Source organism: Blastocatellia bacterium (assembly GCA_035573895.1).
Taxonomy (GTDB): Bacteria; Acidobacteriota; Blastocatellia; order HR10; family HR10; genus DATLZR01.
Window position 1 is genome coordinate 1 of record DATLZR010000080.1, and the last position, 21,411, is coordinate 21,411.

Genomic DNA, 21,411 nt, shown 5'->3' on the forward strand with positions numbered 1-21,411 from the left:
GTTGACCAATCCGCCTCGTTGACCCACGCGATTGGCGTCTCCGTCTTCGTCCGGGCGTCGGCAGACGCCCCCAAGAGGGTAGCCAGACGTGCAACGTCTGGATGCACGCGAAATAAAACGATGCGCCTTGAAGAGGCGCAACAGCGATGGTTCATCTCATTCGATCCCTCGCCGCGATTGTTCGGAGGCCGGGAGCCCGCGTGCGGTGGTCTGGCGCGTCTTCAACGCGCGGTGGATTTAATTCGCGTCCCGTTTTCCAGACGTTTCACGTCTGGCTACCTTCGCGTGGGCCGCTTCCGCGGCCCATTGCCCCTTGAACAATTGCACCTGGCGGCGCGTGTTGCAACGCGCGGTTCGTCTTCTGGGAGCGTCCGCATCGTGCGGGCCCACTGGCGCGTCTTCAACGCGCCGTGGATTTAATTCACGTCCCGTTTTCCAGACGTTTCACGTCTGGCTACCTTCGGGTGGGCCGCTTCCGCGGCCATTCTTCCCAAACGTTTCATGTCTGGTTCCTTTCTGCCATGACCTGGGGTCTGGCGTGTCTCCGCCGCGCCATTCATTGTTCCTGTTGGGATCGAAGGGAAGGAATAAAATCCTGGCTCATGTCTAAAACGAGTGCGCGATAGGGAGGAATCGGGCACCCTTCGGTCGTTGCTGCACCAGTTCCAGACATGAGCCAAAATCTTTCACTCCCCGTTCCCTGGGGGACGCTTTGTCAATGGCCGTGTTTCCTTCAACGGCATCCGAGGGTTCTGATCCTGCGCCAGGCAACGTTTGTTCGAGTTTCCCTGCAGGTGGCAAATTTCATCTTCATAAGTTTCCGTTCCAGCCGCTTCTGCTTCGATCAGGCGCTCTATCAAGCACAGGGGGAAATGGAGCCAAGTGACAGATCATGATGACTTTCATCCTCGCCGGGGGAAACCCTCCTTCTTCAAACGGTCAAGTGGAAACGATTACGGCTCCTGCGACTGCTTGCAAAAGCTCCGGCTCTGTTTTAGCATTCACGCCTCACATCACGGAGGTAGGAATTATCCGGACCAACAATCAGAAGCCAGACACGGGCGTAAGGAACCGTGGGCGCAACCACCGTGAGGAGAGGCGATGTTTAAGTTGAAACTGATCCCGCAAGAGGAAAAGTATTTCGATTTCTTCAATCAGATGGCCCATCACATTCACGCGTCGGCCCAACTGCTGGCCGAGATGTTCGTTCACTTCGAGCGGGCCGAAGAGTACGTTCGCCAGATCAAGAACCTCGAGCACCAATGCGACGAGTTGACCCATACCATCGTGATGAAGCTCAACCAAACCTTCATCACTCCGATTGACCGGGAGGATATTTACGCCCTGGCGGGCAAGCTCGACGACGTTATTGATCTCATTGACAGCGCCGCCAGCCATACGGTCATGTACAAGGTGACGGAAGTCACCGAGACCGCCCGCAAGCAAGCCGATGTCATCGTGCGGGCGACGGCCGAGATCGTCCAGGCCGTCGCCAAGATCAAGAGGAACTCCGGCCTTCAGCAGCACTTCATCGAAATCCATCGGCTGGAAAATGAAGGCGATGTTCTCTACCGCGAGGCCGTAGCCCAGCTCTTTGACGACCATGAAGACCCGCTGGAAGTCATCAAGTGGAAAGACCTCTACGAGACGCTCGAACGCGGGATTGATAAGTGCGAAGATGTGGCGAATGTTCTGGAAGCCATCATGCTCAAGAACGCTTGAGGAGGTCTTCTGCTGGTTGTGAGCGTTGTTCTTACCAGCGGCATGGTCAGATGCATCCTCGCGCAGCGGCCTTTGCGGTCTTCCTCTCGTCCGGGGGCTCTCTTCCGGGAGAGGCTATTGTCGGCGGTTCCCCTGATCCTGATGTCGCCGAGATTATCCCATGCCTGATCACATCCCGTTGTCGCTTCTCCCCTGGCTGTTGTTAATTCTGGCAGCCGAGTTCGTCAATGGATGGACCGATGCTCCCAATGCCATTGCGACGGTCGTTTCCACGCGCGTCCTCACGCCGACACAAGCGGTCATCATGGCGACGATCCTCAACGTCCTGGGGGCCATGTCGGGGACGGCCGTTGCGGCGACCATTGGCCAGGGCATCATCAAAGCGGAAGTCATTGACGTCCACACCATTGGAGCCGCAATGGTAGGAATCGTTATCTGGAGCACCGTCGCCTGGTATTACGGGCTTCCGACGAGCGAAAGTCATGCGCTGATCGCCGGATTGGCCGGAGCGGGTCTTGCGACGGCAGGCCCCTCGGTCCTCCTCTGGGTCGGCTGGAAGAAGGTTCTCATCGGGTTGATCTTCTCCACCTTCATCGGATTTAGCGGTGGGCTCTTCATTATGACCGCCATCTATCGCATCTTTCAGCAGAGCCGACCGGGAACCGTGAAAAAGGTTTTTGGCCGTCTCCAGATTTTGTCCGCTGCCCTGATGGCTTTCAGTCACGGTAGCAACGATGGGCAAAAATTTATCGGGACCTTCACTCTGGCCCTTGTCCTGGGAGGCGTTCTGCCTCAGTTCGCCGTCCCTTTCTGGGTGATTCTCATCTGTGCGATGACTATGGGGCTCGGCACAGCCATCGGGGGCTGGAGGATCATTAAAACGATGGGACTGCGACTGACCAAGTTGGAGCCGGTTCACGGGTTTGCTGCCGAAGCCTCAGCGGGTTTAGCCATTGAGGTCGCGTCCCGATTTGGCATCCCACTCAGTACGACGCATACGATCAACACCTCCATTATGGGTGTGGGAGCGACCCGTCGGTTCTCGGCCGTTCGCTGGGGAGTCGCCCGGGATATTATTCTCGCCTGGATCTTGACCTTTCCCATCAGCGCCGGCATCGGCTGGCTCATGGCTTCGCTGTTCCAGCTCGTGGGACTGTGACCGAGAGCAATAAAAAGCCCGCCAAACATACGGAATGAAACGGGAGAGTGTCCTTGTGCCGGCGCCTTCCAAAGCAGATTTCCAGTTTTTCGGATGCGCTTTCCAAAATTTTGGAATGAATGTCCGGAGTCAACTCCTCTGTGAAGCGGGTGAGAGCCACCAACTCTTTATCTCTCAAGGCAGGGGCTCCATCGGTCTGAGTGCGGCACATAAGTTGCCTGGAAGTGAGAGCAAGGAGAATCCTGACGGATTGCGCATGAACTATGAAACAGGTCACCGCCTACATCTCACCTGATCTTCTGGACAAAGTCCTGACCAGCCTCGATGAACTTCCGGTGCGGGGAATGTCCATCACCGAAGTGCGCGGCTTCGGGCGCGGACGGGCCGAGTTGTTGCGCGAGAACCCCTCCTATCAGGCGCGCCAGTTTGGAAAGAAGCTGAAGCTGGAGATCGTCTGCCCGGACGATCAAGCCGAACGCATTGCGCGAACCATCCAGCAGGCGGCCCATCGCGGGCGACCGGGCGACGGAAAGATCTTCATCTGGTCGGTCGAACGCGCCATCAGCATTGTCACCGGTGAGGAAGATGACGCTGCCATCTCCTGAGCCGTGCCGGTCAGCCCCGAGGTGACCCCGTCACTTCCCCTGGAAGCGGGCCGGTCGCTTCTCCAGGAAGGCGCGAGTCCCTTCGCGCATGTCCTCGGTGGTAGCCGAGAGCCCGAAAAGCGTCGCCTCCATCTGTAGGGCCTCATCCAGAGGCATCTCCAGTCCCGCCGTCACCGCTTCCAGACAGAACTGCACCGCCAGCGGCGCATTGGCCAGAATCTGCCGGGCAATTTTCTCGGCGGTGGGCATCAAATCCTCCCGGCGCGTGACGTGATTGACGAGGCCGATTCGATGCGCTTCCTCGGCGGAGATCATCTCACCCGTGAGCAGGAGTTCGAGAGCAATCCCCTTGCCCACCAGTCGGGGAAGCCGTTGCGTTCCTCCGTAGCCGGGAATGATCCCCAGCTTCACTTCCGGCTGTCCGAGCCGGGCGTTCTCCGAAGCGATGCGAAGGGTGCAGGCCATGGCCAGCTCGCAGCCGCCTCCCAATGCGTAGCCGTTGATCGCCGCGATGACGGGCTTGCCCAGATTCTCGATCAGGCGAAGAACGTTTTGCCCGTACTCCGACATGCGTTTCCCCTCGATGGGCCCCTGCACGGCCAGCTCGTTAATATCCGCCCCCGCGACGAAGGCTTTCTCGCCCCCGCCGGTGAGAATGACCACGCCGACCTCATCATCCCCGGCGATGGACGTGAAAACATCGTGCAGCTCCTTCATCGTCGCGGCATTGAGCGCGTTCAGCTTGTCCGGCCGGTTGATCGTGACATAGGCGATACGGTCGCGCTTTTCATAGAGCAGATTCTGGTAAGCCATAGGTCCTCCGTGTTGACAGTTCTCCGGATCGAAGAACCGATCAAGAGGGGCATTTCCACCCCGCTTCTTCTGAGTGATTCGTCGGGCCGATGCGCCGCTCTAGCTGAGTTTCATGGGACGGGGATTTTTCGGATCGCTGTAATCATAGAAGCCCCGACCCGTCTTCCGCCCGTGATAGCCGGCCGTGACCATCTGTTTGAGCAGCGGCGGAGCGGCGAAGTGGCTGCTCTTGTACTCGTCGTACATGATCTGGGCGATATAGTAGGTCGTATCAATCCCGACAAAATCCAGAAGCGTGAGCGGTCCCATGGGATGATTGCAGCCAAGCTTCATCGCCAGATCAATATCTTCAATCGAGCCCACGCCTTCCTCCACCGCCCGGACGGCATCGAGCAAATAGGGTACGAGCAGCCGATTGACGATGAATCCCACGCGATCCTTCGCCTGAACGACCGTCTTGCCCAGGCTCTGGCAGAATGCCCGCGCCTCGGCGACCACCGCCTCATCGGTCACCAGCGAAGGGATCAGCTCCACCAGCTTCATGATCGGAACCGGATTGAAGAAATGAATGCCGAGAAATCGCCGCCGTCGTTCGGGAGTCAAGGCGGTAGCCATTTCGATGATCGAGATGGACGAGGTATTGGAAGCGAGAATCGTCTCCGGCGGACAGAGCCCATCGAGTCGGGCGAAAAGTTCCTTCTTGGCGGTGACATTCTCGATGATGGCTTCGATGATGAGGTCTCGGTCGGCGAACTCCTGGAGCGCGAGCGTTCCTCTCAATCGGTTCTGCGTCTGCTGCTTTTGCTCCAGGGTGAGCGTCCCCTTCTCGACGAACTTCGAGAGCGAGTCATCAATGCGACCGAATCCCTTTTGCAGAATCTCCTCCGAGACATCGGTGACGAGGGTATCATAACCGCTCATGGCAGCCACTTGAGCAATTCCTGATCCCATCAAGCCACATCCGACAACTCCCACTTTTTTGATTGCCATAGACACCTCCTCAATACCGGATGAATCCAGCCCATTTAAGCATCGCGCGCGAGTAAGCTAACAAGCGCCATCACAGATTGTCAAATGCGAAATCCCCAATGGGTTTCACCGCGTCGGTGAAGGGCGACCAAAATTCCTGTAACCATCGGCGCGCTGCCATCCGCATTAACACATCGGGACCGACGCAAAGAAGCAGGTGGCTGGCCAGCCCGGTGAGCCGGTACCACTGCCGATCCCGGGCCGGCCAGGGATGAGGGTGAGCCTATTATAGCGAATTCGCCACGTGGCCAGCTATAGCTCACCGACTTTTTTCCTGCCGCAGCCGTCTTTGTCTACGGAGGTGGCACCGGGTGGGACTCGATGTTCGCCGACAGCCGATCATCCTCATGGGGATGCACCGGTCCGGCACGACGATGCTGGCACGGCTGCTGGATCAGCTCGGACTCTTCCTCGGTCACGAGGTCGAGGAGAATCACGAAGCCGTCTTCTTCCTCCGCCTGAATGATCTTTTGCTCAGCCGCGCCAAAGCCACGTGGGATCATCCCGCGCCCTTTCGGGATTTCCTCAAAAATCCCGAATTGGTCGAGATGACCGTTCGCTGCCTGCGAGCTGATCTTCTCTCGGTGAAAGTGCGTCGCTATCTCGGCTGGTGGGGCTATCTGAGATACGGCTCGGTGACTCGGCTGGACCGACCCTGGGGCTGGAAAGACCCGCGCAATGTCTTCACCCTGCCGCTCTGGCTCCGGCTTTTTCCCCGCGCCCGCATCCTCTACATCTATCGCAACGGGGTTGATGTCGCCCACAGCCTCCAGGTACGCGAGCGCGCCTATTTCGCCTGGCAAAAGCAACGACTTCGGAACAAGCTCAATCGCTGGAGCCCCAAGACGCGGCTGGAGCGTGTGGGATTTCGCGGCTCTTTTCGTTGCCTTTCTCTGGAAGGGTGTTTTTCCCTCTGGGAGGAATATGTCGCTCAGGCGGAAGAAGTACTGGCTTCGCTCGTGCCCGAGCACCGGGTGATCAAGTACGAAGAGTTTCTCGCCCACCCCCTCGACCATCTCCGGGAGATCGCCGACTTCTGTGAGATTCCGGGCGTCTCCGAGCGCGCTCTTCGAGAGACGGCAGCCCTCGTTCGTCCTGACCGAGGACACGCCTTTGCCGCGACTCCTTCACTGAGGGTGTTCTACCATCAGGTGAAGAGGACCCCCTGGATGATTCGCTATGGCTATGGTGAAGGTCCCACCACATCGGATCATCGCGGGGTTTCTCCCCGGCGCGTCAGCGCCGGCTGAGTCATCGGGCAAACGCTCGCGGCCGACAGAGCGCGAGCTTCCCGCCGGTGGATCCAATAAGTACCCCGAACTGCCCCGGAGTTGCCTTATGAGACTCCCTTCCTCCCGGATTCCGCTCCCTCTCTCACCGGGAAGAAGCCGAACGGTTTGACTGAGCGACGGCGCGAAGAACGTCGAGGAATTTCGCCGCCGCATGCGAATGAACTTTGTCCCGGAGGTAAATCACCCGCAGCGTGCGGCGGCAGGTGAATCCCTGGAGCGGTACGCACACGAGCGTTCCTTGCCGCAACTCCTGCTCGATGCAGAGCCGGGGAACGAAGGCGATGCCCAGATTCATCTGGACGAACTGCTTGATCGTTTCGATGGACGACAGCTCAATGCTGATATTGAGCGGCGTATGATTCCGTTTGAATGCTTCGATGACGCGCGTGCGCGAGGGCGACTTCACATTGTGAGCAATGAAGGTCTCACGCCCCAGGTCCTTGATGGTCACTTTTTTCTTCCGCGCCAGAGGGTGATCGGGACGAACGATGAGGGCCAGTTCGTCGTCGAGAAGGGGGAAGGACTCCAGCTCGCTATCGTTGGGCTCAAACGAGATGATGCCGAAATCGAGATTGCGCTCCCTCACCTCCTGGGGCAGTCGTTCGGAAACCGAGCGATAGACCTCGACCTTGATCCTGGGATATTGCTGGCGAAAGGCCAGAATGATCCTGGGCAGGACGTAGAGACTGGTGCTTTCGTTGGCTCCAATGGTGACTTTCCCCGTGTGTAGTTGGCGCAGTTCCTCGATGGCCGCGGTGGCCTCGCTGCGAAGGTTGAGGATTTTCTGAGCATAGCCCAGGAGAACCTCCCCGGCATCGGTGAGCGTGACCTCGCGACGAGATCGGTCAAAGAGTTGCGCTCCGATCTCCTCCTCGAGTTTCTTGATGGCGATGCTGATGGCCGGTTGCGTGCGGGCCAACTGTTCCCCGGCCCGCGAGAAACTTCGCGACCGCGCAATGGCAACGAGCGCTTCCAGCTGCGAAAATTCCATACTCCCCCTCCGAAACCGTGGGGCGCAGGCTCTCGACCCCGCGCCCAGCCTGTGGACGGGAATGTCGCGCCCCCGACTGTCCCCTTCCTGACGGCAACGCGGCTAGCTTATTTCGATGGAGCCGCTTCCGGCATCTTTCCCAGGAAGGGAGCGGCCATTTTAACATAAGACGTGCTAATTGTCATCGAAAAACAATAAATTTTACAAACGGCGCTCTCACTGCTAGAGTAGTCGGCTGCGACAGTGGGAGCGAGGGGCAGGCACCAACATTACAGGGCGTGGACCTGCCCGTATATGGGAGGGACGCATGAGCGAGCGAATCATCATTTTTGACACGACGCTTCGCGATGGCGAGCAATCACCCGGCTGTAGCATGAATGTCGAAGAGAAACTCAAGATGGCTCGCCAACTGGATGCTCTCGGCGTGGACGTCATCGAGGCCGGATTCCCGATCTCCTCGGACGAAGATTTCGAGGCCGTGGCCGCCATTGCCCGGGAGATTCGCCGTCCGATCATTGCCGGACTGGCGCGGGCCGTTCCCCAGGATATTGAGCGGGCCTGGGAAGCTCTCTGCCATGCGGCGCGCCCGAGAATCCATACCTTCATTGCGACATCTGACATCCACCTCCACTATAAGCTGAAGAAGACCCGCGAGGAGGTGCTGGAGGACGCGCGCCGGGCTGTGCGCCTGGCCAAGAGTTTGTGCGATGACGTGGAGTTCTCGGCCGAAGATGCCACGCGAACCGATCTTGATTATCTCTGCGAGGTCGTGGCGGCGGTGATCGAGGAAGGGGCGACGACGGTCAACATCCCGGATACGGTCGGCTATACGATCCCCCAGGAGTTCGCCCGGATCATCCAGACGCTGCGGCAACGGGTGCCGATGATTGATCACATCACGTTGAGCGTTCATTGTCACAATGATCTCGGTCTGGCCGTCGCCAACTCGCTGGCCGCCATTCAGGCCGGAGCGCGTCAGGTCGAGTGCACCATCAACGGAATCGGCGAGCGCGCCGGCAATGCTTCCCTCGAAGAAATCGTCATGGCGTTGCGCGTCCGCCACGACCTGTTGCCCTATGAGACGGGAATTCACACCGAGCAGATTTACAAGACGAGCCAACTGCTCAGTAACATCACCGGCGTCTTCGTCCAGCCCAACAAGGCCATCGTGGGCAAGAACGCCTTCGCTCACGAAGCCGGAATTCACCAGGACGGTATCCTCAAACACAAACTGACCTATGAGATTATGACCCCCGAATCGGTGGGGATGACGCAGAGCACGCTCGTGCTGGGCAAACATTCGGGCCGTCACGCGCTGCAAAAGAAGTTCCAGGACATGGGATACAACCTGAGTCGGCAGGAATTGGACAAGGCGTACAAGCTTTTCATCAAGCTCGCCGACCGCAAGAAGGAGGTCTTTGAGGAAGACCTGCTGGCCATTTTGCACGATGGTCTTCGGGAGATTCCCGAAACGTATACCCTTCGGCTGGTCCAATCGTTGGCGGGCAATCCGCGCGCGGCGACGGCGACGGTGGTTCTCGAACGCGCGGGACAGGTCTTCGTTCAGTCCGCCACGGGTGACGGTCCGGTGGCGGCCGCGTATCGAGCGATTGATCAGATCACCGGACTCACGGGGAGTCTCGTGGACTATACGATTCGCTCCATCGGTCGGGGGGCTGACGCGGTGGGCGAGGTCTTCGTTCACGTGGACTTCGAAGGCAAGACGTTCACCGGCCGAGCGGCCAGCACCGATATTGTGGACGCCAGTGCGCGTGCGTATCTTCATGCGGTGAACAAGGCCCTTCACGCCAGGGAACGTCAGGCCGCCCTCGCTCATCAGCGAGAAGAAGCCGGCCGCGTCGGGGAAGCGTAAGGGATCCTGCCTGACGTCAAAAAATTTTTCTCCCTGACTCCACCCGGCGAGCGGAGTCAACTATAATGACCTGCTTTGTGAGGGGCTGTGGCGCGGACGCTGTTCGATAAAATCTGGCAGAGTCACATCGTTCACGAGGAACCTGGCGCACCGGCGCTCCTTTACATTGATTGCCACCTCATTCACGAGGTGACGTCGCCGCAGGCCTTCGAGGGGCTGCGGCTGGCCAATCGGCGCGTGCGTCGCCCGGATCTGACCTTTGCCACGGCCGATCATAATGTCCCCACGTGGAGCCGATCGCTTCCCATCACCGATCCGATCGCCAAACGACAAATCGAGACGCTCGAGGAGAACTGCCGGGAGTTCGGCATCCGGCTCTATGGACTGGACAGTCCCTACCAGGGCATCGTTCACGTCATCGGACCGGAACTGGGTCTGACGCAACCGGGCATGACCATTGTCTGTGGGGACAGTCACACGTCCACTCACGGGGCCTTCGGGGCTCTTGCCTTCGGCATCGGGACGAGCGAAGTCGAGCACGTCCTGGCCACCCAGTGTCTGCGTCAGACCAGGCCCCGAACGTTTCGCATCACTTTTCGAGGGACGCTGCCGCGCGGCGTCACGGCCAAGGATGTCATCCTCTATCTCATTCGCACCATCGGGACGGATGGAGCGACCGGCTACGTCATCGAGTATGCCGGCGAAACGATCCGCCGATTCACGATGGAAGAGCGGATGACCGTGTGCAATATGTCCATCGAAGCCGGGGCGCGAGCGGGTCTCATCGCACCGGATGAGACGACCTTCGCCTACCTGGAAGGTCGCCCGTTTGTCCCCAAAGGGAAAGCCTTCCTCGAGGCGGTGGACTATTGGAAAACGCTGCCGAGTGATCCCGGAGCCACGTTTGATCGTGAGCTTGAACTGGATGTTTCCACGCTCGCTCCTCAGGTTAGTTGGGGAACGAGTCCAGGCATGGTCACCGACGTGACGGGAACGGTTCCCGATCCCGAGTCCTTTGCCGATGAGAACATGCGCAAAGCGGCCCGTCGCGCGCTGGAGTACATGGGCCTTCGGCCGGGCACGCCGATTCAGGAGATCCGGATTGATCGCGTCTTTATCGGATCGTGCACGAACTCGCGGATTGAGGATTTACGGGCAGCAGCCGCCATGGTGGTGGGCAAGAAGGTGGCTCCTCACGTCTCGGCGATGGTCGTTCCCGGCTCGCAGCAGGTGAAACGTCAGGCCGAAGCCGAAGGGCTCGACCGCATTTTCCTCGCTGCCGGATTCGAGTGGCGCGAGTCGGGATGCAGCCTCTGTCTGGGCATGAATCCGGACATCCTCAAGCCGGGCGAGCGGTGCGCCTCCACCTCCAATCGAAACTTTGAAGGGCGTCAGGGGCGAGGGGGGCGCACGCACCTGGTCAGTCCGCCGATGGCCGCAGCCGCAGCCATTGCCGGCCATTTCGTGGATATTCGTCACTGGTCGTGACGTCTTGCGAGAAGGACCATCGCCGACGACGCGCCGGATAGAGAGAGGCGGAAGAGATGCAACCCTTCACCGTTCATCGAGGTCTGGTCGCCACGCTCGATCGGGTCAATGTGGATACCGATCAAATCATCCCCAAGCAATTCCTCAAACGGATCGAGCGCACCGGCTACGGCCAATTCCTCTTCTACGACTGGCGGTTTCGTGACGATGGATCGCTCAATCCGGATTTCGAATTGAATCAGCCGCGGTTTCAGGGGGCGACGATTCTCCTGACGCGCGCCAATTTCGGCTGCGGGTCGTCGCGGGAGCACGCGCCCTGGGCGCTTCGGGACTACGGTTTTCGCGTCCTCCTCGCCCCTTCGTTCGCCGACATCTTTTACAACAACTGCTTCCAGAACGGCCTCCTGCCGGTGATTCTCCCGGAAAGAGACATCGAGGAACTGTTTGAGCGAACGCGCGCTCACCCGGGATATGAGCTGACCGTTGATCTGGTCCATCAAACGATCTGCGATGACTTCGGACTCCAGCTCCATTTTGCGATTGATCCGTTTCGCCGCGAGTGCCTGCTGCAGGGACTGGATGACATCGGCCTGACCCTTCGCCACGAAGACAAGATTCGTGACTACGAAGCCCGGCGGCGGACGTTTATCGTCGCCCCGGAAAAATTCCCCTGAAAATTGAGCGAGACAATTTCCTTGCACCTGATGGCCACTTAGTGGAAAAATATCCCCTTGTGCATCAACCTCTGTGCGCTGTCGAGGCAGTTAGTGTAGCTGCGAGCGCGACAAGGGCAAGGAGAGGAGCGGATGGCATCGCTGGAGATCCCCACTCACGTCGAATCTCTGGAGGTCGAAGCGCTCGAACAACCTTCCTGGTCGGTGCGAGCCGAGCGGCGAGAGTATCGGATCGCCGTCCTGCCCGGAGATGGCATCGGCCCCGAGGTGATCGCTCAAGGGGTGCGCGTTCTTGAGGCAATCGGTGAGAAGTTCGGGCACCGTTTCACCCTGGCTCATTTCCCCATCGGGGGAGCGGCGCTTCGGCTGACGGGCGTTCCGTTGCCGCCGGAGACGCTTCAGGGGTGTTTGGAGAGCGATGCCGTTTTGCTCGGGGCCGTCGGTGCGCCGGAGTTCGACGGCAATCCCCCAGCTCTCAAACCGGAGACGGCTCTGTTGCACCTGCGCCGTCATCTCGATGCCTTCGCCAATCTGCGTCCGGCGGTGATGTATGAACCGCTCATTGAGGCCTCACCGCTCAAACGAGAGGTCGTTGAAGCCACCGATTTGCTCATCGTCCGCGAGCTGACCGGAGGATTGTATTTTGCCGAGCCCCGGGGATTCGAGGAAGTGGCCCCGGGACTGGAAGCGGCCTTCAATACCCTGCGTTACCGCGCCGATGAGATCGAGCGCATTGCCCGCGTGGCCTTTCAAGCCGCTCAACGGCGACGACAAAAAGTCACCTCGGTGGATAAGGCCAATGTTCTGGAAACCTCTCAACTGTGGCGAAAGGTCGTCAGCCGGGTCGCCGCGGATTATCCCGATGTCCATCTGGAGCATATCTACGTGGACACCTGTGCCATGCAGCTGATCGCTCATCCCCGACGCTTCGATGTCATTGTGACCGAGAACCTCTTTGGCGACATCTTGAGCGATGAAGCCGCCATGCTCACGGGGTCCATCGGCATGCTTCCGTCAGCCTCCATTGGCGGGCGCGTGGGACTTTACGAACCGGTTCATGGGTCTGCTCCGGATATTGCCGGCAAGGGCATCGCCAATCCCCTGGCGACGATTGCCTCGGTCGCCCTGATGCTCCGCTATTCGTTCGATCTCGAAGAGGAAGCCAGCGCCATCGAACGCGCCATTGATCTCGCTTTGCGTCTGGGGTATCGCACGGCGGATATTTATCGCGGCGAGGGGCTGCTGGTGAGCACCGAAGAGATGGGGAATCAGATTCTCGCCCTGCTCCGCTCCGACGGCTGACCGGCACGAGAATCTCTGTCGCCGATCCCCGGCCCCGCGAATGATTCGTGGCGAGGGAGTCGGTACGACGTCCACTCCGAAGAGGGACCGAGAGTCCGCCTCGATCCAGGTCACGAACTGGCAAGTTTTGGCCAAACTGCCGCCCACGTGATAAAATCTCTTGCCTTTTGAGCCAGCTCACGCATGAGGAGACGGAGACAATATGATGCGACGGAAAAAAGTTTTCTCTCCGCTGCTGGTTGCGGCCATCTTCGGATGGGTCTCGCCTGCGCTCGCGCAGTCTGAGAGCGAGATCGTTCTTCCGAAGCTCGGCGAGCAAGAATGGTTGATCCTGTGGGCCGTCCTGGCTTCGGCCGTGATCGCGCTCATCTACGGCTATGCGCTGGTGCGGAGAGTCATGCGCCAGGACCCCGGACCGAAAGAGATGGTCGAAGTCTCACGGGCCATTGAGGAGGGCGCAATGGCCTATCTCGGACGGCAATTTCGCACCATGATCTGGTTCGTCGGCGCTCTGACGATTGTCCTTTTTGTCGTTTATCAGAATGTCTATCCCGACTGGGCGATTCCGGCGGGCATCGCTGCTGCTTTCCTGATGGGAGTGATGGCCTCCTATGGAGCGGGGTATGTCGGGATGTGGCTGGCCGTCAAAGGAAATGTGCGAACGGCCAACATGGCTCGAACGAGCTTTCCTCGGGCGTTTGAGCTGGCGTTCCGCGCCGGAGCCGTCTCCGGAATGTTCACGGTGGGGTTCGGCTTGCTGGGAGCGACGATCATCTTCCTGCTGTTTCAGGAGAATGCCATGAAGGTGCTCGTGGGGTTCGGTTTTGGCGGGAGTCTGGCGGCTCTCTTCATGCGCATCGGCGGTGGAATCTACACCAAGGCCGCGGATGTCGGAGCCGACCTCATCGGCAAGGTGGAGAAAGGGATCCCCGAGGATGATCCCCGCAACGCCGCCGTCATCGCCGATAATGTCGGCGACAATGTGGGAGATTGCGCCGGGATGGCCGCCGACGTCTTTGAAAGTTATGAGGTCACACTGGTGGCGGCGATTATTCTGGCGGCGGCTGCACTGCTGGATCCCTCGTTCCACGCCTATTACAAAGGGAGTGCGTCGGCCTTTGCCCTGAAGTTGATCCTCTTCCCCTTGCTGGTGCGTGCGCTGGGAGTCTTCTCCTCGATCATCGGCATCTGGAGCGTGCGCATGAAGGAAGCGGCGGTCAAAGATCCGATGCGTCCGATCAGCAGGGGCTACTGGATTGCGGGACTGGCCTCCGTCGTGGGATTTGCGGTGATCAACTATTTCTATCTGACCGACCCGATGACGGGGCAGCCCGATTTTCGCTTCTTCCTGGCCACCAGCATGGGGATCGTGCTGGCGCTGGTGACGCTCTGGATCACCAACACGTTCACCCATCCCGATAAACCTTCGGCCACGGAGACGGCCGTCTCGACGCGAACCGGTCCGGCGACGATGTTGCTCACGGGCATGGGCGTGGGATTGGAGAGCACGGTGTGGGCGATCGTAGCGATTGCCGGAACGATTGTGGCCTCGCTCGTCATCTTTGCCGGAAGTCCGGCGCTGGCTGCTTATGGCGTGGCGCTGACGGGCCTGGGCCTGTTGACGACGACCGGTTTCGTCCTGGCCATGGACACCTTCGGGCCGATCACCGATAACGCCCAGGGCGTCTTCGAGATGTCCGGCTACAAGGCCGAATCACAGGATGTGGCCCGCAATCTCGCCTGGCTCGATGCCATCGGCAACACGACCAAAGCCCTGACCAAAGGGCTGGCCATCGCCACGGCGGTCATCGCCGCCGTGTCGTTGTTCAAATCCTTCATTGACGAAGCGCGTCTGTTCACCACCGGCATTCAGGTGAACCTACCGGAAGTTTTCGTCGGCCTGCTCATCGGTGGAGCCGTGCCATTTCTCTTCTCTTCCTTTGCCCTGAAGGCGGTGGGACGAGCGGCCCATCAAGTTGTTGAAGAAGTCCGCCGCCAGTTTCGTGAGAAGCCGGGCATCATGCAGTGGAAGGAGAAGCCCGATTACGGTCGCTGCGTCGAGATCGTGACGGCGACGGCGCAGAAGGAGCTGATCGGGCCGGGCATTCTGGGGATCTTCACGCCCATTCTCATCGCCTTTGCTCTCGGCGCGGGCGCTCTCGGAGGGTTCCTGGCGGGAGCGATTCTCACCGGTCAATTGCTGGCCGTCTTCATGGCCAACACCGGAGCCACCTGGGATAACGCCAAGAAGAAAATCGAAGATGGATTTTTGGGCGGCAAAGGCACGGAGGCTCATAAAGCTGCGGTCATCGGCGATACGGTCGGTGATCCGTTCAAGGATACCGCCGGACCCTCGCTCAACCCCCTCATCAAGGTCATGAACCTGGTGAGCATTCTGGTCGCGCCGTTTGCCATCCGCGAGTTTCCCTGGAGCGTGCGCGGGGTCGTCATCGTCACCTGCCTGGTTCTGCTCGGAATCGCCGTCGCCTTCAGCAAGCGGGGGTCTCTGGCCGAACAAGCGGTCGAGCAGCCGGAACTCTTGACCGGGAGCGTGGGGCAAAAACTGTAGTGGGGTGATAACCGCCTGACGTCAGGGTGATCTACTCGTCCAGTAAAGTATCGGTTCCTTCCGGCCTGCCCTGAAGGACGAGAGGACGACGCCCGGGCTTTGGAGGAGGTTGGTATGAGCAATCGCATCGAAATCATTTGCGTCAACGACGGTCCGCTACGGGTCATCGGCGATGACATCATTCTCAAGGATGCGGCGGGCAATGTCTTTGGTCTGGGTGGACGCACGACTATTTCGCTCTGTCGTTGCGGTCAGTCCAATAACAAACCGTTCTGCGACGGGAGCCACAAGCGCGTCGGCTTTCAATCAACGGTCGAAGCGCGAGACCTCCCTCCGCCTGCGGCCCCGCCCTCGTCCTGAGGCGTCACCCCACCGTTTTAGGGGGGATGGCGCGGACTGGAGGGGACGGCTGTCTCCGACCGCCCGCCGTCCAGAGGCATCCGGCTCGCCTGCCTCACCTCTCGGCCAGAAGGATCTTGGCGATAGTTTGAAGCTGCATGTTGGAGGTTCCTTCGTAAATCTGGCCGATCTTGGAGTCGCGGAAATACTTCTCCGGGGGATAATCTTTGGTGTAACCGTAGCCCCCGTAGATTTCGATGACCTTCGAGCTGACTTTCTCCGCCACCAGTGAGGAGAAATATTTGGCCATGGCTGCCTCGGCGACGAAGGGACGCCCGGCATCTTTGAGCCGAGCCGCATTGTAGACCATCAGGCGAGCGGCTTCGATTTGCGTGGCGAGATCGGCGATGAGGAACTGGATCGCCTGAAACTCGGCGATGGGCCGACCGAATTGCTTCCGCTCCTTGGCATAGCGGATACCGCATTCGAGCGCCCCGCGCGCCAGGCCCACCATTTGAGCGCCGATGCCGATGCGCCCTTCGTTGAGCGTTTCGATAGCTACCTTGTACCCTTTGCCGACCTCGCCGAGGACGTTCTCTTTAGGAACCTTCACCTCGTCCAGGATCAGCTCGCAGGTGCTGGACGCGCGGATGCCCAGTTTGTCTTCTTTCTTCCCCACGGTGAAGCCGGGAAAATCGCGTTCGACGAGGAAGGCCGTGATGCCCCGGTAGCCCAGCTCGGGATTGACCGTGGCGAAGACGATGAAGATGCCCGCCTCGCGAGCGTTGGTGATCCAGAGCTTTCGCCCGGTGAGAACGAAGTGGTCCCCTCGATCAACGGCGCGGCATTGCAGGGCGAACGCATCGCTTCCCGCTCCCGGCTCCGAGAGCGCATACGCGCCCACCGTGTCGCTGACCAATCGGGGGAAATACTTTTGCTTCTGCTCTTCCGTTCCCCAGCGGGCCAGAGCATTGTTGACGAGCGTATTCTGAACGTCCACGACGACGCCGGCGGACGGATCAACGCGCGAGAGTTCCTCAACGGCCAGCACCGCCATGAAGAAGCTGCTCCCCGCCCCTCCGTACTGCTCGGGAACATTGATCCCCATCAATCCGAGGCGGAAAAAATCCTGAATGAGTCCGGCATCAAAGACTCCCTCTTCGTCCATCTGACGCACGAGCGGACGGATGCGCTCGGCGGCGAAGTCGGCGACCGTCTGGCGAAAGAGTTGCTCGTCTTCGGAAAGGACGGTCAGAGGAAGCGCAGATGTGATCGGTGATGTGCTGAGATGATCGGTCATCGTCGTCTCTCCCTTCTCAATGAGAGTGTGGTGACAAAGCTGCTGCGCCACGACCGCTCTTGGCGCGACGGAGAAAACGCACGAGCGCTTTTCTCCCGGTTCCCACCAACGGCCTTGTAGTATCACACAGAGGCACCGGCGACAGCAATGAGGACGAGGGGGCACACGCGCCACCGCTTCGGGTCTGATGGTCGCTCAACGTGAGGAAACTTCGCTCGGTCAGACGCTCTGGAGCACAAACAGGGCGACCAGAGCAGCAATCCCCAGAAACAACCCGAAGGGCATTTTGGGATTCCGCTCCCGGCGGACGATCATGAGGCTCACACCGTAGATCGAGCCGAGGATGGAGCCGAGCAAAATCGTCATGAACGCTCCCTGCCAGCCGAGATAGGCTCCGACCACAAGCATCATCTTGACGTCTCCGAAGCCGACACCTTCCAGCCGCCGCACGGCAAAATACGCCAGGCGCGAGAACCAGAGGAATCCCCCTCCGACGGCTGCGCCAAAGAGGGAGCGACCGAGCGACTCGATGCCGGCCTGGGCCAGCTCCGGCTGCTGCCGCGTGAGGACGTAGAAGAGAGCGCCAAGAGCCAGTGCTAATCCAATTACGCTCCACTCCAGCCAACTGCGCCGATCCTCGCTCCGAGATTCTTCAGCAGCCGTCTCGCCCGGAAGAGACTGACCTCCGTCATCTGCCGGATACGCAGCAGAATCAGGAGGGGATATCGCTTCTGCGTCATCGAGCTTCCGGCCGAGAACCAGATAATCGAGCCACTCGATGAGAAGAATAAAGAACCCCGTCAGGGCAATCATCACGGCACCGAGAGCGGCCTGGTGATCCCCCTCGGCTTCTGACTCAAAAGGAAGGTAAATCGCCGATAGAATGTCGGGCTTCAACTGGGCCGAGGGAATCATCGCCCGCAGCCCCACAGCCAGGACGAATCCGGGATAGGTGAGGGCATCGGGCAGAATTCGATGCTCGGCATCAATCACGGCCAGGGCGATGAGCGCAGCAATGAAACCGCAATTGAGGATGAACAATCCGCTGAATCCGGTCTGGCGAAAGGCGACGACAAAGAGAATCGCCGTCGTCAACTCGATCACCGGATAGAGCGGGGAGATCCGTTGGCCACAGGCACGGCAGCGCCCGCGAAGCAGAAGATAACCAATCACCGGAATGTTATCACGCGGGCGAATGGGAGCCTGACAGCGAGGACAGTGCGAACCGGGTCGGACAATGGACCGTCCGCGTGGCACACGATGGACCACGACGGTGAGGAAACTGCCGATGATCAGGCCCCAGAGAAAGGCAATCAACATCCCGAACGTGCCATTGATGACCTCGTACATCGGGCAAGTAGCATCTTGTAAGCGAGCCGCCTTGTCAAGGGATGGTGTGCAGCGAGACTGTTGCCCAAGTCGGCCCGGAGGACGAAGGATCACGTCCAATGCACCTCGTGGAGAGGCAGCAAAGCGCCGCTGCGGCTCCGGCACATTCGCCATCCCGCGTCGGCGTAGCAGGCCCGCCACCAGATTGGTGACGATCGCTACCGCCTGCGGAGGCTGCCCCGGAGGTGCAGCGATCTTCTTTGTCCCATCGCACCGGCAGTACAAGTCCTTTTCGATCTTCCGGTGCTTATACGAGCGCGTCATGTTTGTAAGCGCCTCCAGCCACCATGTAGAGGCAATCAGGGGGATCAATTTGCCCCCAGACTGGGCATCTCGCGGGACTGAAATTGCCGGGAATGTGGTGGCCCGAAAGAGGACGAATGGCCGTCTTGCGAGTGGACCTGTTCCATGGACACCGACAGCCCACCGCACTCACCAGCGGCTGAAGGTTGCCTGAGTTTCCCACCTTACGGAACCACCCCCCGATTTTCCTCGTCCTCCCGATGTGGCCGCTGCCCGATGAGCTGAATGACGAAAATCCGTTGGGTATCTGCGAATGGTGGATCGGCGGTGGACGCGCGAGCCGCTGCGCTCAATAAGCGGATGAGTGAGGAGCGCGCTCTCGTCGTCAGAGCGAGACTTCCACAGGTTCTCCGGTGAAGACGACCGTGCGCACCTCCTTTTGCGAGGCGATCCGGAGATGAAATCGCCGGGGCGACGGCGGCAGCATCCGCGTGCCCTCGACGAGCCGAAGCCCGAGTCGTCGCGCGCGATCGTTCCATACGGCTTCGATCTTCATCTGCTCCCCCCGGCGGTAATCGAGCGTCACGCCATCGTCTTCGTAGAGGACGAATCGCCCGTTCGCTCCCGGATAGATCGTCAGCGTGATCGGCTCCTCGCTCGGTTGCATCGTGTACTGTTTCACCGGCCCCAGGGGAAGAATCGTTCCTGCCCGCACATAGAGCGGCATCGTCGCCAGATCCACCGTGCGTTCTACTTCTCGTCCCCCGTCCACGCGCTCTTCCGTCCAGAAGTCGTACCACAGGTCTGACGGCAGATAGAGCCGCCGCACGGTCGCTCCCTTCTCCGTCACCGGCGCGACCAGAATGTCGCGCCCCCACAGGTACTGATCGCCGCGCCCGACGGCCGCGGAATCGCGAGGATAATGCAGCCACAAAGCCCGGATGATCGGCAGTCCGGTCTCACATCCCTCGCGCACGACGCTGTAGAGATACGGCAGGAGCCGATAGCGCCATTCCAGATACGTGCGGCAAATCGGCTCGACGTGTGGATTGCGCAGTTCGCTCGGATCGGGATTGGCAGCATCGCTATAGGAGCGAATCTCATCCGGTCCCAACTGTCCCGTATTCCATCCCCAGGGCAGGCGCAGATGCCAGGTCCGCCCATGCGAGCGAAAGAGCGGACAGAAGGCGCTGAATTGAAACCATCGCACGTAGAGTTCTCCCGTCAGCTCCTTCGTCGGAACGAATCCTCCCGTATCCGTCCCCCAGTAAGGGATGCCGCTCAAACCGGTGTTGACGGCCACCGGAACATGCGTGCGCAGCGTCTCCCAGGTCGAGTAGACATCGCCCGACCAGAGAAACGCAGCATACCGCTGCATGCCGGCGTGCCCGTTGCGATGCAGGGCGTATGGACGCTCGTTGGGACGATCTATCTGCGGGGCTTCCCAGTACAAGCGATTGCGCACAAGGCGCGACGCGCGATCGAGCGGATCGCCTTCATCCACCCACCACCCGTCCACGCCCATGGCGAACACGCGCCGGTGCAGATTCCAGTAGCATCCCGCTTCTTCCTCGTCGAATCGCGCCAGCTCGCACCCGTCCCGTGCCGTTCCCCGCAACGCGCGCGAGAGGATGACGACATGCAAGACGATGCGAAAGTTCATCTCGTGTAGTTCGCGGATCATGCGTTCGGGATCGGGGAACACCGACCGATTGAACGAGAAGGATCCGTTGGCCGTGTTCCAGCCCGACGGCGTGAATCCAGTTCCCAGGTAAATGAGCACATCGCAGGGCAACTTCTTCTCCCGGAAGGTCCGGGCGACGGAGAGGACTTCGTCTCGGCCGGCGAGCGTGCGGTGCGATTGTTGATACCCCAGGGCCCAAATCGGGGGCATTTCGGGCAGTCCCGTGAGACGCGCGTATTCGGCCATGATCTCCCTCGGCTCCGGCGTCCCGATGACGAAGACATCGAGCGGAAGCGCCTCCTCCGGACGACGCGGCTCGAACCGGCCTTCGACCCCCGTGAGATCGAAGATCCCCTCCGGCTGATGCACGAACATCGCCCATCCCGATGTCCCGATGAGCCAGGGAATCGGCACGCGCCCGCCGTGCGTGCGCAAGCGATACCCTCCCTGGCCGCTGCGCATGAGATCGCGCGATCCCCGACGGTCGAATTGCGGTCCTCCCTGTCCGAGACCGAGAACAGGCCCATCCCCCGGGAGAAAACTCATCGCGCCGGTGCGCGGATCAAGCTGGAGTCGCTGGACGAGACGTCCCTCGCGCGTCTCGATGTGAATGGTCAGCGGCTCCGGAGAGAACCAGACGACGAGATCTCCCGACGGCACGCGCTGCGAGCTACGAAGAGATCGCAGTCGCACAGCCGGTGCTCCCCACGTCTCTCGAACGAGCGAACCGTCCTGCGGGATCGGCGCCGGACGACCGGCTTCAAGCGGCACCACGCTGAGGCGCACCGCGCGAGCGCTCACGGGAGAAACCACGATCTCAACGGGTCGCCCCAGAATCCGAAGCTCCTCTTGAGCGCGACTCCCGCGAGCGCCGAAAAACACCCCGGCCGCCGTCGCGCTCATCCCCTTCAACACCTCGCGTCGAGTGACCTCCACCAT

Annotated in this window: 17 protein-coding genes; 11 read left to right on the plus strand and 6 right to left on the minus strand. The window is 60.1% G+C overall.

Translation table 11 applies throughout. From position 1 onward, the window contains the following. Nucleotides 1-120 precede the first annotated feature (120 nt). The 4 genes from VNM72_08095 to VNM72_08110 all read left to right on the plus strand — a co-directional run bounded on the left by VNM72_08095 (nt 121) and on the right by VNM72_08110 (nt 3,486). Nucleotides 121-420, plus strand: coding sequence for a hypothetical protein (locus VNM72_08095; protein ID HXF05362.1), 300 nt, complete (start codon nt 121-123; stop codon nt 418-420). 681 nt (nt 421-1,101) lie between these two features. Beyond that, on the plus strand, nt 1,102-1,722 hold the full coding sequence (locus VNM72_08100; GenBank protein HXF05363.1) for a DUF47 family protein: 621 nt from the start codon (nt 1,102-1,104) through the stop codon (nt 1,720-1,722). 160 nt (nt 1,723-1,882) lie between these two features. Beyond that, nucleotides 1,883-2,881 carry an inorganic phosphate transporter gene (locus VNM72_08105; GenBank protein HXF05364.1) on the plus strand — a complete coding sequence of 333 codons (999 nt, stop codon included), beginning with the start codon at nt 1,883-1,885 and terminating at the stop codon, nt 2,879-2,881. Nucleotides 2,882-3,144: 263 nt separating this feature from the next. Further along, a complete protein-coding gene (locus VNM72_08110; GenBank protein ID HXF05365.1) occupies nt 3,145-3,486 on the plus strand; it encodes a P-II family nitrogen regulator in 342 nt (113 codons plus the stop codon). 30 nt (nt 3,487-3,516) lie between these two features. Here VNM72_08110 and VNM72_08115 read toward each other — a convergent pair whose 3' ends face one another. Together VNM72_08115 and VNM72_08120 are read right to left on the minus strand one after the other, a co-directional pair. Continuing rightward, a complete protein-coding gene (locus VNM72_08115; GenBank protein HXF05366.1) occupies nt 3,517-4,299 on the minus strand; it encodes an enoyl-CoA hydratase-related protein in 783 nt (260 codons plus the stop codon). A 99-nt stretch (nt 4,300-4,398) separates the two neighbouring features. Then, nucleotides 4,399-5,289 (minus strand): 3-hydroxybutyryl-CoA dehydrogenase, encoded by an 891-nt coding sequence (locus VNM72_08120; GenBank protein ID HXF05367.1) that lies wholly within the window; start codon nt 5,287-5,289, stop codon nt 4,399-4,401. Between the two features lie 350 nt (nt 5,290-5,639). Here VNM72_08120 and VNM72_08125 point away from each other — a divergent pair, with 350 nt between their 5' ends. Beyond that, on the plus strand, nt 5,640-6,578 hold the full coding sequence (locus tag VNM72_08125) for a sulfotransferase (GenBank protein ID HXF05368.1): 939 nt from the start codon (nt 5,640-5,642) through the stop codon (nt 6,576-6,578). Nucleotides 6,579-6,702: 124 nt separating this feature from the next. Here VNM72_08125 and VNM72_08130 read toward each other — a convergent pair whose 3' ends face one another. Beyond that, complete coding sequence (locus VNM72_08130; GenBank protein ID HXF05369.1) at nt 6,703-7,611, minus strand: LysR substrate-binding domain-containing protein; 909 nt, start codon at nt 7,609-7,611, stop codon at nt 6,703-6,705. 307 nt (nt 7,612-7,918) lie between these two features. Here VNM72_08130 and VNM72_08135 point away from each other — a divergent pair, with 307 nt between their 5' ends. From VNM72_08135 to VNM72_08160, 6 genes are all read left to right on the plus strand, one after another. Beyond that, on the plus strand, nt 7,919-9,484 hold the full coding sequence (locus tag VNM72_08135; protein ID HXF05370.1) for a 2-isopropylmalate synthase: 1,566 nt from the start codon (nt 7,919-7,921) through the stop codon (nt 9,482-9,484). Nucleotides 9,485-9,571: 87 nt separating this feature from the next. Beyond that, nucleotides 9,572-10,972, plus strand: a complete 1,401-nt coding sequence (leuC, locus tag VNM72_08140) for a 3-isopropylmalate dehydratase large subunit (protein HXF05371.1) — start codon at nt 9,572-9,574, stop codon at nt 10,970-10,972. A 56-nt stretch (nt 10,973-11,028) separates the two neighbouring features. Beyond that, nucleotides 11,029-11,646 (plus strand): 3-isopropylmalate dehydratase small subunit, encoded by a 618-nt coding sequence (gene leuD, locus VNM72_08145; protein HXF05372.1) that lies wholly within the window; start codon nt 11,029-11,031, stop codon nt 11,644-11,646. A gap of 132 nt (nt 11,647-11,778) precedes the next feature. Beyond that, complete coding sequence (gene leuB / locus VNM72_08150) at nt 11,779-12,948, plus strand: 3-isopropylmalate dehydrogenase (GenBank protein HXF05373.1); 1,170 nt, start codon at nt 11,779-11,781, stop codon at nt 12,946-12,948. Nucleotides 12,949-13,150: 202 nt separating this feature from the next. Further along, complete coding sequence (locus VNM72_08155; protein HXF05374.1) at nt 13,151-15,517, plus strand: sodium-translocating pyrophosphatase; 2,367 nt, start codon at nt 13,151-13,153, stop codon at nt 15,515-15,517. 114 nt (nt 15,518-15,631) lie between these two features. Further along, on the plus strand, nt 15,632-15,877 hold the full coding sequence (locus VNM72_08160; GenBank protein ID HXF05375.1) for a CDGSH iron-sulfur domain-containing protein: 246 nt from the start codon (nt 15,632-15,634) through the stop codon (nt 15,875-15,877). A gap of 94 nt (nt 15,878-15,971) precedes the next feature. Here VNM72_08160 and VNM72_08165 read toward each other — a convergent pair whose 3' ends face one another. The 3 genes from VNM72_08165 to VNM72_08175 all read right to left on the minus strand — a co-directional run bounded on the left by VNM72_08165 (nt 15,972) and on the right by VNM72_08175 (nt 21,411). After that, entirely contained in the window at nt 15,972-17,156 is a 1,185-nt protein-coding gene (locus VNM72_08165) for an acyl-CoA dehydrogenase (GenBank protein ID HXF05376.1), read from the minus strand. Nucleotides 17,157-17,375: 219 nt separating this feature from the next. Then, entirely contained in the window at nt 17,376-18,809 is a 1,434-nt protein-coding gene (locus VNM72_08170) for a prepilin peptidase (protein HXF05377.1), read from the minus strand. Between the two features lie 364 nt (nt 18,810-19,173). Beyond that, nucleotides 19,174-21,411, minus strand: coding sequence for a TIM-barrel domain-containing protein (locus VNM72_08175; protein ID HXF05378.1), 2,238 nt, complete (start codon nt 21,409-21,411; stop codon nt 19,174-19,176).

Bases quoted from the DNA above. Each gene is read 5' to 3' on its own strand.
- VNM72_08095 (HXF05362.1), top strand. From the start codon at position 121: ATGCGCCTTGAAGAGGCGCAACAGCGATGGTTCATCTCATTCGATCCC.
- VNM72_08100 (HXF05363.1), top strand. From the start codon at position 1,102: ATGTTTAAGTTGAAACTGATCCCGCAAGAGGAAAAGTATTTCGATTTC.
- VNM72_08105 (HXF05364.1), top strand. From the start codon at position 1,883: ATGCCTGATCACATCCCGTTGTCGCTTCTCCCCTGGCTGTTGTTAATT.
- VNM72_08110 (HXF05365.1), top strand. From the start codon at position 3,145: ATGAAACAGGTCACCGCCTACATCTCACCTGATCTTCTGGACAAAGTC.
- VNM72_08115 (HXF05366.1), bottom strand. From the start codon at position 4,299: ATGGCTTACCAGAATCTGCTCTATGAAAAGCGCGACCGTATCGCCTAT.
- VNM72_08120 (HXF05367.1), bottom strand. From the start codon at position 5,289: ATGGCAATCAAAAAAGTGGGAGTTGTCGGATGTGGCTTGATGGGATCA.
- VNM72_08130 (HXF05369.1), bottom strand. From the start codon at position 7,611: ATGGAATTTTCGCAGCTGGAAGCGCTCGTTGCCATTGCGCGGTCGCGA.
- VNM72_08135 (HXF05370.1), top strand. From the start codon at position 7,919: ATGAGCGAGCGAATCATCATTTTTGACACGACGCTTCGCGATGGCGAG.
- leuD (HXF05372.1), top strand. From the start codon at position 11,029: ATGCAACCCTTCACCGTTCATCGAGGTCTGGTCGCCACGCTCGATCGG.
- leuB (HXF05373.1), top strand. From the start codon at position 11,779: ATGGCATCGCTGGAGATCCCCACTCACGTCGAATCTCTGGAGGTCGAA.
- VNM72_08155 (HXF05374.1), top strand. From the start codon at position 13,151: ATGATGCGACGGAAAAAAGTTTTCTCTCCGCTGCTGGTTGCGGCCATC.
- VNM72_08160 (HXF05375.1), top strand. From the start codon at position 15,632: ATGAGCAATCGCATCGAAATCATTTGCGTCAACGACGGTCCGCTACGG.
- VNM72_08165 (HXF05376.1), bottom strand. From the start codon at position 17,156: ATGACCGATCATCTCAGCACATCACCGATCACATCTGCGCTTCCTCTG.
- VNM72_08170 (HXF05377.1), bottom strand. From the start codon at position 18,809: ATGACGCGCTCGTATAAGCACCGGAAGATCGAAAAGGACTTGTACTGC.
- VNM72_08175 (HXF05378.1), bottom strand. From the start codon at position 21,411: ATGGTGGAGGTCACTCGACGCGAGGTGTTGAAGGGGATGAGCGCGACG.